This window comes from Peribacillus sp. R9-11, assembly GCF_031345095.1.
Classification (GTDB): domain Bacteria; phylum Bacillota; class Bacilli; order Bacillales; family DSM-1321; genus Peribacillus; species Peribacillus butanolivorans.
Genome location: NZ_CP133763.1, coordinates 3501396 through 3515413, shown reverse-complemented (window position 1 = coordinate 3515413; position 14018 = coordinate 3501396). Strand labels below are relative to the sequence as shown.

The following is a 14018-nucleotide window of genomic DNA, read 5'->3' as shown; positions in this document are numbered from 1 at the left end:
TTTTTTTCTTCTATCGTGTAATTTAGACTTACAGTGTGTTAAAGTTTATTCCTTGGAAAATACCCGATGATTTTGTGATAGTGGTAGAAAATGGCATACCAATTGGTCAATTGAAGCTTACAATACGACAGTCAGAGGCAATGAGATTGGTTATGTAAATCTATTATCTAAATCTATTATCTAATTCCTGAAAAACGTCGAGCTGATTTAGGGAGGAATTTACATGAGTATGCTCTAAAGTTTTTTCAAAACAAGGGAGTAACTGAGTATCATCTTCGACACTTAAACATTACCCAAAGTCGCTTTCAGCCTAATAGAATTACGTTTGAGGCTAAATTAAAAAAGGTCCATTTTGTTGGTTCAAAAAGAGTGGTATAGTGTGTATCAGGCTCTCAGGAGATTGTTGTTAACCTATCTGATGAGGAGCAAATGGATTATCTAGGTGAGAGTATTTGCTTGAGTGCTAGAAAAGACTTGGTAAAAATACTTTAATATGTCGGTAAGCTCTGTTAAGAGGAACCTTTACAGAGCTTTTTTCTATTCAAGTATCGGGACAGCAGCGTAAACTTTCATTTATGAGAGAAAGCAGAGGATAACCACGAAAAAAAGAATAGTTTTTTACCATTATCCTTTTTTTGGCTTATTACTCTGTTTCAAATACTAAATAGGTCTTTTGATTATTTACGTATGTGATCTCATTTTCCAAACCTATTTGACAAACATATTAGAGTATGGCTTCCCTAAAATATAAACTGGAAGGATTAAAGTCTTTTAGTATACTTATTTATTTTTCGGAAATGGCATACTCAGATCGTTATAATCCGATTGATTACGCTAGTGAGGGTATAAAATATCTCCATCGATTTCTTTTTAATGAACACTTTATTTCGCAGTCTTTTTTGAAACATTTTCACTTCGTAAATATGTATTGAATATAATGCGTGGTATTATATGGTAAAGGATTCTAGGTAAAGGAGACTTATGATGAAGACTGGACAATTCTCCAATAATAAACTATTAGATATGGTATTTGAAAGTACATATTATGGAATTGTAATTGTCGATAGTAATGGGAAAATTCAATATATTAGCAATAAATATTGTGAATTTTTAAATGTTGAACGCGACTCAGTGATTGGTGAACATGTGACGAATATAATTGAAAATACAAGGCTACACCTAGTAGTGCAAATAGGTAAATCGGAAATCGCTGATATACATTTTCTTCGTGGTGATTTTGTTATCGCTAATCGCATTCCTATCATCGAAAATGAGGAAATAATTGGTGCGATTGGGACAATAATGTTTCGTGATCTTGATGACTGGAATAAAATGAATAGCCACATTAAGGAGATACTGACAAAACATAATTTTTACAGAAATGAAAGTGATGTTACAAATGGAGTAAAGTATTCCTTACACAATTTAATTGGCAATTCACAAAAAATACAACAGTTAAAAGAACGTGTGAAAAGGGTGGCTAGAGGTGATATCTCTGTACTAATTAGAGGAGAAAGCGGTACAGGCAAGGAAATAATAGCACATAGCATTCATCAGTTAAGTGGGAGAAGCGACAAACCACTAGTGAAAATAAATTGTAGTTCAATTCCGGAACACTTGTTAGAATCTGAACTTTTCGGGTATGAAGATGGTGCCTTTACAGGGGCAAAAAAGGGAGGTAAACTTGGAAAGTTTCAATTTGCTGATGGTGGAACTGTTTTCCTTGACGAAATTGGTGATATGCCTCAGCAAATGCAAGTCAAGTTATTAAGGGTCCTTCAGGAGAAAGAATTTGAGCCTGTAGGTTCGCTTTACCCAAAAAAACTTAATGTTCGAGTGATTGCTGCAACAAATCGCCCTTTAGAAAAATTGGTTGAAGAAAAGCTATTTCGTGAAGACCTATTTTATAGAATTAATGCTGTCCAATTATTTGTTCCTCCTTTAAGTGATAGAATCGAAGATATCTCTTTACTTGTAGATTATTTTTTAAAAAAAGTCACAGCCCGAATAGGAAAACGAGTAACCTCTATACACCCTGAGGTGCTTTCATTAATAGAGCAATATAACTGGCCAGGGAATGTCAGAGAACTAGAGAATGTGATTGATGCAGGTGTTCACCTATCAAATGACGAGGTAATGGGAAAAGATGCTTTACCTGATTATCTAAAACGTCATAAGGTGAATAGGAAAGAAGTAAGTTTAAAGGATAGTGTAGAGGAAACAGAAAAGAAGACAATAGAAAGAGCGTTAAGGAGGTTTAAGTTTGATAAAAAACGGGTTGCGGAAGCTCTTGGAATAGGAAATTCTACCCTTTACGATAAAATTAAAAAATATCAAATTTCTGACCAATAAATATAAATCCGGGATTTCAGAATGCATTCCGAAATCCCGGATTTATATTATAATTTCCGTATTAGTGTAGATATAGTTCACATTAAAGGAGAAAAAAGGCTATAGAACAGATTAATTATTATATAAATTATGAAAACTGAAGAATAAAAAATCAACTGATCTAACTTAAGTTGATTTTTTTTATTTATTTTCTGAAAAATCGGAAAATAAACATTTGGATATTCCTCGATAAATAAGAAAAGTAAGTCAGTATAGGGTTTTTCCGTTTTGGAATGAATCTTGCAACCAAAATTAGAAGAAAGGAGGAAAGAAATTGGGCCTTGTTTAGAAAGATTGAGAATTATTTTGAACAGTATTGAATTTTGAATCTGCTTACCTTGAAAAGGAGGAATTTCATTGGATGTTGGTTTTATCACAAGAAAAATGGCAAATGATTTAAATAATATAAATCCTAGAAAAATAGCAATAAAAGAAGAAGTAGGAAGGTCATTGACGTACATCGATCTCCACCATTTATCAAATGCGTATGCAAACAAGCTTTACGAATTTGGCGTTCGAAAAGGGGATCGTGTCGGTATTTTACTTTACAACTGCCTCGAATATTTTAGTCTATATTTTGCCATTGCGAAAATCGGTGCAATTGCAGTTCGACTTAATTTTAGGCTTTCAAGTGCTGAGCTTGAGTATGCATTAAATGATTCACAGACAAGAATATTGTGCTTCCATTCGAACTTAGCCAATCATCTGGAATCAGTTTGTAATCATGTTTCTGTTGAGCGTTATTTTTGTCTACCTCATAGAAATGGCTCAATCCCAGGTTGGTCTGAGTCATGGAGTGTTTTAGAAAGTGGTTCGGTAGATGAGGTCAAAGTCGATAACATTAAATTAAACGATCCGGTCATGCTGATGTACACATCAGGCACAACGGGAAGACCTAAAGGTGCAATTTGGACTCATGATACAACTTTCTGGTTTTCCACGATACAAGCGCTGAAATGGAAATTTACAGGGCGAGAAGTTGCCATGACGACAGGACCACTATACCATGTTGGAGCGATGGAAGATATCGCACTTCCTACTCTTATGATGGGTGGAAGCGTAATAATTACAAAAAGCCAAGAATTCGAGATTGGAAGAATTCTTTCCGTTATTGAACAGGAAAATGTGACCGATTCTTTTTTATTCCCTTTTATGATTTATGAAATGCTAAATCTGCCTGAAATTGAAGAGTATCAGCTAAAATCTTTAAAAACTATTTATACAGGTGGTGACCCGCTAATGCCATGGGCACTAGAACAATTAAAAAAGAGGTTTCCTCAAATTGGAGTTGTTCAAGTTTACGGGTTAACTGAAGGACAACCAATTGCGGCTTCGCTTGAACCACAGGATGCTTTTACAAAAGGCCATACCGTTGGAAAGCCAATGCCACTTACAGAAATTAATATTATCGATGAGGATGGAACGCCTTTGCCTGTTGGTGAAATTGGTGAAATCGCTATTAAAAGTCCAGCGGTTTCTGAGGGTTATTGGAGAAAACCTGATGCCACAATGGAAACATTTGTGAATGGGTGGTGTAAAACAGGAGACATGGGAAAATTCGATCATGATGGGTATCTATCAATTGCAGGCAGAAAAAAAGATATGATTCGGAGCGGTGGTGAAAACATTTACTCTGCGGAAATTGAAGATGTCTTATACCGCCATGATGAAGTGAAGGAAGTTTCTATAATTGGTATTCCTGATCCGAAATACATTGAGGCTGTATGTGCTGTTATTGTTAAAAAAGAAGGAGCCAAACTTACGGAGGAAGATGTTGTTAATTACTGTAAGGAACATCTTGCTAGCTACAAAAAACCTAGAAAGGTCACATTTGTTGATGAAATACCACGTACCCCATCCGGTAAGGTTCAAAAGTTTATTCTTCGAAAACAGTTTAGTGGTATGGAATAAATAAGGAATTTCTCGAAGGTTAAAAAAGGTACTATAAAAAGGTTTTGTGAATACATTATTTCACTTTGTTTTAAACATGCACATAACCATCAAGGATTCTAACATAAATATCTGGGTTTACTCACTGATGCACGTTTTTCAACAATGCCAGAGCATCTGGAACCCACAAGTACACTTTAGGTTGAGGAGGAAAGCCGATGAAGAATAAGGATCAAGTTGTTTCATGGTCAAAACAGAGTAATATTGCAACGATTATTATTGATAATCCACCTGTTAATGTATTAAGCGCAGATGTTATAGAACAATTGAATCTTGTGGTAGATGAAATTGAAAGCGATTACAACGTTAAGGTCATTATCCTTACTGGTGAAGGCGAAAGAGCTTTTGTTGCTGGAGGGGATATTAAAGAATTTCCAGCATGGATTGGAAAAGGAGTGGAAGAAGGAAAGGGGAAATCACTTTGGCTTCAGGAACCACTTAATAAAATTGAACGTTTATCTCGACCAACTATTGCTGCAATCAACGGATTAGCATTAGGTGGAGGATGTGAACTTGCCTTAAGTTGTGATATTCGAATTGCAGAGGAACAAATTAGGATTGGGCTTCCTGAAATTAAATTGGGTTTGTTTCCAGGGGCAGGGGGAACTCAAAGACTTCCTAGACTGATAGGTAAAGCCAAAGCAAAAGAAATGATCTTTACTGGAGAGCCACTGAATGCAGAAGAGGCAAAACAAATAGGGCTTGTTAATCATGTTGTGCCAAAGGGGGAATCTTTAGAAAAAGCAATGGAAATTGCAAAATGTATTTGCAATTATTCTTTACAATCTTTAACTTTTGCAAAGCATTCTATTGATTATGGTTATGAACAAACACTTGAAGATGGACTCGTGATTGAAGCTGAAAATTTTGGTCATGTTTTTCAGACTAAGGACGTTAAGGAAGGTGTTGAAGCCTTTATTAATAAAAGAGAGCCAAATTTCGTTGATCAGTAATCCCTCATGACAAAACCAGAGTCAAGTCAATTTTTGAAAAAGTTCCTCGGGGTCCGTCTAGTTCTATAGTGCGGAATCTTTCGCCATGATTCGCGGAGGGCATATTGATGTTGCATTTTAGGAGGAATGGAAGTGCCCCATAATGGTGATTTGGCTAACTGGGTGATTCCAGGGAGAATGGTGAAAGGAATGGGCGGAGCGAAGGACCTTGTCCATGGTGCACGCAAAACAATTGTGATTATGGAACACGTTAATAAACATGGCGAATCCAAAATTCTGAAAGAGTGCACCCTACGCTCACAGGAAAAAGCGTGGTTGAACATATCATCACGGATCTTGCGGTAAAGGACGTTACAGAAAAGGGCTTGAAACTAATAGAAGTCGCAAAAGGATTCACAGTCGAACAAATCTTTAGATGTACACACAAAACTCAAAGAAATGACGTTTAAAAGAAACAATGGATTTATTCGGGAAAATAATTAGAGTTCTGTAGACAAGAAAAGTGAACTTTAATGCCGAAGAAGTCTTGGGGGAAATGGATTCAAACCAGCAACAAATGATAACATATTATACTTTGAGAAAAAGGGGGAATCAATATGGATGTAATGATTATTATTATTTCACTAGGATTACTTATGTTTCTAGCATATCGAGGATTTTCTGTTATACTTTTTGCACCATTGTGTGCTTTGTTTGCTGTATTTTTAACGGATCCTGGACATGTTTTACCTTTCTTCTCTAATATATTTATGGTTAAGTTGGTTGAATTTGTTAAATTATATTTCCCGGTTTTTCTACTAGGTGCTATTTTTGGGAAATTGGTTGAAATAAGCGGTGTTGCAAAGAGCATAGCTAAAATTATTGTCCGTTTTATCGGGGCTAAACAAGCCATTCTAGCCATTGTGATAATGGGCGCAATCCTGACTTATAGCGGAGTTAGTTTGTTTGTTGCAGTGTTTGCCATTTATCCATTTGCTGCTCAGCTATTTCGCGAAGCTAATATTCCAAAGCGTTTAATTCCTGCGACAATTGCAGTTAGTGCTTTTACCTTTTCCATGGATTCACTTCCAGGGTCTCCACAAATTCAGAATGTCATTCCAACGGGATTCTTTAAAACTGACATCTATGCTGCACCGACACTAGGAATTATTGGGGCAATATTTATCATTTCCTTGAGCCTTTTATACTTAAATCATTGTCGACATAAGGCAGCTAGAAATGGTGAAGGGTATTTTGGAATTGGTGATAAAGCTATTGATAGGGAAGCTGCTGAAGCAGAAATGGCAGCTAGTTCTGCTATATCGGTGGAAACGACTAATAAGTTGGGAATGGATTCTGAAAAAGCCATAAGTAGAAAAGACTGGCTTGCTTTTATTCCGTTGGTGTTAGTTGGAGTGATGAATAAGTTTTTTACTGAGTCTTTTCCTCTTTGGTATGCCAAAGGATTCGATTTTGCTACTATTGGGTTGAAAGATTATGGAAATGTTGATATGTCTAAAGTTATTGGTGTTTGGTCTGTAGAGATGGCTCTTATTCTCGGGATAATAGCAACCGTCTTATTAAACTTTAAAGCTGTCAAATTAAATTTCCAATCAAGTATTAATATAGGGATTAGTGGGGCATTGCTTGCAACCATGAATACGGCAACCGAATATGGTTTTGGGGGTGTGATTGCAGCTTTACCCGGCTTTACTGTGATACAAGATTATCTTACTGGAATGTTTTCGAACCCTTTAATTAATGGGGCGATCATGACAAATGTTTTGTGCGGCATTACTGGTTCAGGATCTGGTGGGATGAGCATTACGTTGAGCTTAATGGCGGATACGTATATACAAACAGCTGCTCATTTTGACATTCCGTTGGAAGTTTTACATCGTGTCATTGCTATGTCTGCAGGTGGATTTGATACTTTGCCACATAACGGAGCTATAATAACTCTTCTAGCAGTTACGGGACTCACTCATCGCCAGGCATATAAAGACATTTTTGTTATTACCATTATAAAGACACTTGCTGTATTCTTTGTAATTGGTATATTCAGCTTGTTTGCTATCGTTTAAATATTTGCCGGTGAGCATAGGAAAATACATTTCGATTTCTAGCTTTAAACGCTATTTACATGGAATAGTACGTCTTCTATATGAAAAACATTTTTTATAGGTGTTGATTTTAAGAACTATCACTAAATTATTTAGTCTATAGTATTAAATATCTGAAATTTCTGCCTACTTTTTTTCAAGCCTAAATAAAAGGAGAATGAAATAATGTTTAATAAATATTTCCATCAATATGAAATCGGAGAAACATGGGTGTCGAAAGGACGTACTATAACCGAGGCAGATCTAGTAATGTTTTCTGCATTTAGCGGTGACTGGTTTCCCCTCCATACTGATAAGGAGTATGCAGCAAATACACAGTATAAGCAGCGGATAGCACACGGAATGCTTATACTTTCGGCTGCAACTGGCTTATTTCAATTTGAACCAGGAATCGTCGTTGCATTTTATGGATTGGAGAAGGTTCGATTTACAAACCCTACCTTTATTGGGGACACGATACATGTAGAATTAAAGGTGATTGACCTTTTTGAAAAAGGCTATCAAGGTGTTGTAACAGTCATCCAAGAAATAAAAAAACAAAACGGAGAAACTGTAGCCATAGCCAATATGAAAATTATGGTCAATTCTAATACCCATGTGAAAATATAGTAATCACTTAATTTATAATGCGACAAAATTAAATATTTGAGCAGGTGCAAATCAAACTTGAATTCAGATGGCGTTTGTTCTAAAAAGTATGTCTAGATGACATAGTTTATAGATTTAAGAGACATTGAAATAATTCTTGCTCAAATTAGGGAGCCGTTGAAGTAGCTGTAATTAATACTTAAAACGTGCTTTGGAATACAATCACTATCATTGATTAAATCTATCGAATTAGCTTATGGTTATAAGAGGAAATTCGAAGTAAAAGTATTATCCCCAAACTTAGCACAGAAATTAAACGTGGCGGTAGACAGAAGAAACGAGAATAACATAATAATCAAAATAAGAGCGACTGCATTTAATTAGCAATCGCTCTTTATCTATTCTCTTTGTTACAGCTGTGTAAATAGGCCAAAACCAAAACACTTCTCCTTGTGAAATAATGTAGCTGTCTAAGAAAGTTTCAAAGAAAGCAGGTATGTATATGAAAAAGAAAACAATCGGTGAAATGACCAATAGTAGATTAAGTTGGGGATTCGATGCCTCAACTCGTGTGATTTTGAATAAGAAAGGCAAAGGATCATATAACCGGAGTAAAATAAAGCAAGAACTATCGAAGGGAAAGTAGTTTCTTTTTTATCTTTTTAGTATATTTATGTTATAATGTGGCATATATAAAAAAGACGAGATGCGCTAACATCTCGCCTAGTAACCAATCCAAAGTGGTCGGTTGCTCCTAAATATTACGCTTCTTAGAAGGCCTCCCGTGCTGTTTGGATGTAGAACGGGTGGTTTTCTTTTTGACTTTTTTAGCAGGAAGGAAGCTAAATAAATATACAACTGTCGAATTGGCAACTTCCACTAGTACGTCTATTAGAAGATCCATTGCGGTCACCTCCCTTCTCTCTTAGATAAAAGAGATAGGGGTAAGGCAACCTCCCACCCGGTTAGTTACATAAGGGAATTATGCCATATTTTACATAGTATGAGGCGGTTTTATGGAAAAAGGATGGTATGGATTAGAAATAGGGGATCTGAATAAAGGCAAAATGAAAACAGAAGCTAAGAAACCATTTCTATCGGTTTGCGAATGGTGCAAAAAGAGCAGAACCGTTGACGGCTGCTCTTTTTGAATTGCGACTCAACTTATATTAAATCCGGATAACCCATTCTACAAGAAGGGGACTCTTATTGGAAAGAGAAATAAAGAAAAGCATATCACACTACAAAACATCCATAATTTTAAAAAAATATGGACAAGAAATTCTAGTTTAGCTGAATTGTCAAAAGAAAAACTAATCATTTAGTGTAGCTTTTTTTGCATATTAATCTGCTTATATTTGGACGGGCCTTATTATATGCATGAAAATCCCATTCTCCACCGGCGTTAAGTAATTATTCTATCCCGTTGCAGGAGCAGTTCTGTAAAAACTAACTCAAATCTAGCCGATATATATATTTAAGGTATAATAATAAAGAAAGATATTTTTTAACGGATTAGGTGACGAAAATATGAAGCTAATCATTGCGGAGAAACCAGATCAAGGTTCAACGTTAGCAGGTCAATTTAAAACGAAGAAACAGCAAGGCTATATAGAAATTTTGCCGAATGAACTTTTTCCGGATGGTGCTTATGTAACATGGGCAGTCGGGCATTTATGTCAACTAGTTTCACCGGAAACGTATCATTCAAAATGGAAAAAATGGTCGATTGATACATTGCCGATGATTCCTGAGAAATTCCAATATGAAGTGACTCGACAAAAGGCAAAGCAATTCAATGTTGTGAAAACTTTGCTTAGGAAGTCGGATGTGGATGAAATTATTCATGCTGGCGATGCCGGTCGTGAAGGAGAATTGATTGTACGCAATATCGTCAATCTATGCAGCGTCAAAAAACCGATGAAACGTTTATGGATTTCCTCTTTGACTCCGAAAGCCATTTATGAAGGTTTCCAAAATCTGATTAGCGAAGAAAAAACAAGGCCACTTTATTATGAAGCATATACGAGAGCTTGTGCAGACTGGGTTGTTGGTATGAATGCTTCTAGAGCTTATAGCATTTTATTGAAACAAAGAGGGGTGTCGGATGTATTTTCAGCTGGCAGGGTTCAGACGCCTACCCTCGCTTTGATAGTAAAAAGGGAAATGGAAATTGAACAGTTCAAATCTGAACCGTTTTGGGAAGTATTTGCTGACTTCAAGATGGATGGAAATAAATATCAAGGAAAGTGGCAGCAGAAAAACGATCCGAGGATTAAAACAAAAGAACTTGCTGAAAAAATTGCCGCCTTTTGCAAGGGTAAAGAAGCTGAAATTGCAGAAATGGATACAGAAAGAAAAGAATTTCAGCCACCTTTATTATTTAATCTATCTTCTTTACAGGCAACCGTGAATAAGATTTATAAATATTCACCGAAAATGACGCTGGATATTGTTCAAAGTCTATATCAAAAAGGGATTGTTTCTTACCCGCGTTCTGACTCCAATTATGTTACAGAGGGGGAAGCCGAGACATTTCCCGATATTTTGCAAAAAATAAGCAGGTTTTCAGAGTATGAATCCCTGTTTCCGTTGCCTCAATCAAGCATCATAAATAATAAACGGTTTGTAAATGAAAAAAAAGTGACTGATCACTATGCAATTATCCCAACTGAGCAGGTCACAGATCCAAAGCGCCTTTCCGCTGAAGAACGCAATATCTATGACTTAGTGGTACGCCGCCTGATTGCGGCTCATTATGAGAAGGCGATTTTCGATTATACAACAATTAAAACGCTTGTCGATAAGCGGGCCGAGTTCATTTCGAAAGGCAAGCAGCAAATCCAAGAGGGATGGCGGAAGGTGATTTTCCAAAATGATAAGGATGATGACGATATCATTTTGCCCCCCGTCAAAAAAGGGGATTCTGGACAGGTAGCCAGTGTAAAAGTGAAAGAAGGAAAAACCCAGCCTCCTAAGCGCTATACAGAGGGTCAGTTGATTACATTGATGAAAACTGCCGGAAAACATCTGGATAATGAAGAGCTAGAAAAGGTTTTGATGAAAGCAGAAGGACTTGGAACTGAAGCTACTCGTGCAGGCATTATAACTATGCTGAAAGACCGTAAATATATTGATGTTAAAAAAAATCAGGTATTTGCGACAGATAAAGGGAAAGTACTGATTACTGCCATCGGAGAAAAAATTCTGGCTTCACCTGAAATGACGGCTAAATGGGAACAGCGCTTAAGGGAAATCGGGGAAGGAAAGGCTTCCGCTGGTGAATTTATGGAAGCTGTTAAGAAGATGTCGGCTAAAATTATCAGTGATGCAGTTGAATCATCGGAAAACTGGGATTTCCAAGGACTGGATACTGAATCAATTCAACGGAGCGGGTCTAAAAAAAGAAATACTGCATCTGTAGGCAGCTGCAAGTTATGCGGTTCGAAGATTGTCGATAAAGGTGAATTTTATGGATGTGTGAGTTATCAGAAAACGAAGTGTAACTTCACTATCTCCAAAAAAATCCTGAATAAAAAGATCAGTCAAGCAAATATAAAAAAGTTGTTGGCAAGCGGCGAAACGGATTTAATAAGTGGCTTTAAAAAAGGAGAGAAGACCTTTGACGCAATTTTATCTTGGTCCGATTCTGAAAAGAAGATTAGTTTTACATTTCCAACAGAACAAGCCGTCAAGCAAACTTAATAATAAACTTCTTTAAAAGACGTCCTGAGACGATATCTTCTTGTTTCGGGGTCGTTTATATAGTAAAATTTTTAGATATGCGTTTGAATGGGAGGATTCCGAATGCCTACACCGAGCATGGAGGATTACATAGAACAAATTTATTTACTTATTGAAGAAAAAGGATATGCCAGGGTTTCCGATATTGCAGAAAATCTTTCTGTCCATCCCTCTTCAGTTACAAAAATGGTTCAAAAACTAGATCATGAAAAATATTTAATATATGAAAAGTACCGTGGTCTCGTTTTGACTGCAAATGGGAAAAAAGTGGGTAAAAGGCTCGTATACCGACATGAACTATTAGAACAGATGCTAAGATTGATTGGGGTCAAAGAAGAAAATATCTATCAGGATGTTGAAGGTATTGAACATCACCTTAGTTGGAATGCTATCGATCGAATTGGAGATCTTGTCGAATTCTTTGAGGAATCTCCTAGTCGTGTCGAGGATTTAAGAAATATACAAAAAAGAAACGAAGAGAACTCAAAATAAGCTGCCACTGGCAGTTTTTTTTTGTTGACTTTTATAAATTAAATTACTTATAAAACAGTCAGCTATTATTGTACGGAATAAACAATCTAACTATTAATTAAACAAATGATGTTCAATAAGTGGATAATAGGAAAAGGTAAAAAAGGGATTTTTAGAGTCAGAGCAGAATAGCTATAAATAAGCCTCAGCAGTCACGGTTAGATATGGGTTTTTAAATACTAGGTAATGTAATAAAAAAGTTAAGAAACGAGGTTAGTATATCCTTGTTATTTCTTTAACAATTCTATGTGTTCATATGAAACAAAGATTTAAATGGAATGGGGGAATGCCGGATGGATTTACATACTTGGCATAAAGAATCGGAAAAGAAATGGGATGACTTTGCTTCTAAGTGGGTGGAGAATTCGCAAGAAATGTGGGAAACAGGAAGTCGAAAAAATATAATCCCGTTTTTTTCTCAATATGTGCCTACGGGAAGTAAGGTAGCTGATATAGGCTGTGGAGATGGAGTTGGTTCTCTTAAACTTGCTGAAGCGGGTTATGAAGTAACTGGAATTGATCTTTCTAACGTCATGATTGAATTTGCAATGGAAAAGACCGTACATCAGCCTAAACTTTCATTTATTCAAGGTGATTTTTATAGTCTTCCATTTAAGGACGAAGAAATGGATGCGGCATTGGTAATTAATTCCCTTGAATACACAGGTGAACCATTAACTGTGGTGAAGGAAATTCACCGTATAATAAAGCCTGGCGGCTATGCCTGTTTTGGAATACTTGGTCCGACTGCGGAACCACGTAAAAAGTTTAGTTTCCAACGTTTATTAGGCGACAAAGTGATCATGAACACGATGCAGCCGTGGGAGTTTGAGAAAATAGCAGTGGAAAGCGGATGGAAAGCAGTCGCTGATACCGGCGTCGCCAAGAGAGGGGTAGACTTTACAAAACTAGGTCACTTTTCAAAGGATTTAAAGCAAGCCGTATCTTTTATGTGGTTGTTTCTCCTTCAAAAAGAGGGTAATCAGTGATGGAAAAATATCAAATCAATCAATTCGTAGAAAAAACGAAACAGCAGGATAAGGGGCAAGGTTTGTTTGAACTTGAAACGGAAAGAATTTTGGAAATTAATCTTGAACAACAAATCTGGGCGAAAATGGGAACAATGATTTCTTATCGGGGCAATATTAAATTCGAACGAGAAGGAATATTAGAACACGGATTTGGCAAACTCTTTAAAAAGGCCTTTACAGGTGAGGGTGCATCTTTGATGAAAGCGACTGGAAGTGGAAAGTTGTATGTGGCAGATCAAGGGAAGAAGATTTCCATCTTACATTTGAATGGGGAATCAATTAGTGTAAACGGTAACGATTTACTTGCCTTTGAGCCGAGCATACAATGGGATATTAAAATGATGCGGCGTATTGCCGGTTTGCTAGCGGGGGGATTGTTCAATGTTAGACTTGAAGGGAAAGGGATGGTGGCATTTACTTCTCATTATGAACCTCTCACATTAATGGTAGAAAGGGGGAACCCAGTCTATACGGATCCAAATGCAACCGTCGCTTGGTCTGGAGACCTACAACCTGAGTTTGTAACCGATGTGTCATTAAAGTCGTTTTTTGGAAGAGGAAGTGGGGAATCGGTTCAGATGAAATTTGAAGGACAGGGATTTGTAGTAGTCCAACCTTTTGAAGAGGTGTATTTTGGTAATAAAGAGTCTTGATAAAAAAACACCATAAAGCAAATACAAGAAATTTTTTAAACTAGAATTCCAGAAAAACTTCAAAATGAAAAAACC

Annotated in this window: 12 protein-coding genes and 1 pseudogene; 12 read left to right on the top strand and 1 reads right to left on the bottom strand. The window is 36.5% G+C overall.

What is annotated here, in order from left to right; translation table 11 throughout:
* The first annotated feature begins 984 nt into the window (after window positions 1-984).
* The 7 genes and pseudogenes from RE409_RS16990 (at window position 985) to RE409_RS16960 (ending at window position 8630) form a co-directional block, all read left to right on the top strand.
* Window positions 985-2352, top strand: a complete 1368-nt coding sequence (locus RE409_RS16990) for a sigma-54 interaction domain-containing protein (protein ID WP_201250741.1) — start codon at window positions 985-987, stop codon at window positions 2350-2352.
* Window positions 2353-2748: 396 nt separating this feature from the next.
* The gene (locus RE409_RS16985) at window positions 2749-4302 is read left to right on the top strand and encodes an acyl-CoA synthetase (RefSeq protein ID WP_201250742.1); all 1554 of its coding nucleotides are present in this window, start codon (window positions 2749-2751) and stop codon (window positions 4300-4302) included.
* A gap of 197 nt (window positions 4303-4499) precedes the next feature.
* A complete protein-coding gene (locus RE409_RS16980) occupies window positions 4500-5294 on the top strand; it encodes an enoyl-CoA hydratase/isomerase family protein (RefSeq protein ID WP_201223937.1) in 795 nt (264 codons plus the stop codon).
* Between the two features lie 61 nt (window positions 5295-5355).
* Window positions 5356-5743 (top strand): annotated as a pseudogene (locus RE409_RS16975) (CoA-transferase); the annotation flags it as partial.
* A 147-nt stretch (window positions 5744-5890) separates the two neighbouring features.
* Window positions 5891-7357 (top strand): GntP family permease, encoded by a 1467-nt coding sequence (locus RE409_RS16970; protein ID WP_201185459.1) that lies wholly within the window; start codon window positions 5891-5893, stop codon window positions 7355-7357.
* A gap of 201 nt (window positions 7358-7558) precedes the next feature.
* Complete coding sequence (locus RE409_RS16965) at window positions 7559-8005, top strand: MaoC/PaaZ C-terminal domain-containing protein (protein ID WP_201250977.1); 447 nt, start codon at window positions 7559-7561, stop codon at window positions 8003-8005.
* A 481-nt stretch (window positions 8006-8486) separates the two neighbouring features.
* A complete protein-coding gene (locus tag RE409_RS16960; protein ID WP_201254723.1) occupies window positions 8487-8630 on the top strand; it encodes a hypothetical protein in 144 nt (47 codons plus the stop codon).
* Window positions 8631-8738: 108 nt separating this feature from the next.
* Here RE409_RS16960 and RE409_RS16955 read toward each other — a convergent pair whose 3' ends face one another.
* On the bottom strand, window positions 8739-8888 hold the full coding sequence (locus RE409_RS16955) for a hypothetical protein (RefSeq protein WP_201223939.1): 150 nt from the start codon (window positions 8886-8888) through the stop codon (window positions 8739-8741).
* A gap of 112 nt (window positions 8889-9000) precedes the next feature.
* Between RE409_RS16955 and RE409_RS16950 the strand changes: the two genes are divergently transcribed.
* From RE409_RS16950 to RE409_RS16930, 5 genes are all read left to right on the top strand, one after another.
* Window positions 9001-9135 carry a hypothetical protein gene (locus tag RE409_RS16950; protein WP_274608151.1) on the top strand — a complete coding sequence of 45 codons (135 nt, stop codon included), beginning with the start codon at window positions 9001-9003 and terminating at the stop codon, window positions 9133-9135.
* Window positions 9136-9514: 379 nt separating this feature from the next.
* Complete coding sequence (locus RE409_RS16945) at window positions 9515-11689, top strand: DNA topoisomerase III (protein ID WP_201250744.1); 2175 nt, start codon at window positions 9515-9517, stop codon at window positions 11687-11689.
* Between the two features lie 102 nt (window positions 11690-11791).
* The gene (gene mntR / locus RE409_RS16940; RefSeq protein WP_053346643.1) at window positions 11792-12220 is read left to right on the top strand and encodes a transcriptional regulator MntR; all 429 of its coding nucleotides are present in this window, start codon (window positions 11792-11794) and stop codon (window positions 12218-12220) included.
* 332 nt (window positions 12221-12552) lie between these two features.
* Complete coding sequence (locus RE409_RS16935) at window positions 12553-13248, top strand: class I SAM-dependent methyltransferase (RefSeq protein WP_201185455.1); 696 nt, start codon at window positions 12553-12555, stop codon at window positions 13246-13248.
* Window positions 13248-13943, top strand: a complete 696-nt coding sequence (locus tag RE409_RS16930; RefSeq protein WP_056520866.1) for an AIM24 family protein — start codon at window positions 13248-13250, stop codon at window positions 13941-13943. The genes RE409_RS16935 and RE409_RS16930 overlap by 1 nt, the downstream gene beginning before the upstream one ends.
* Window positions 13944-14018: the final 75 nt, after the last annotated feature.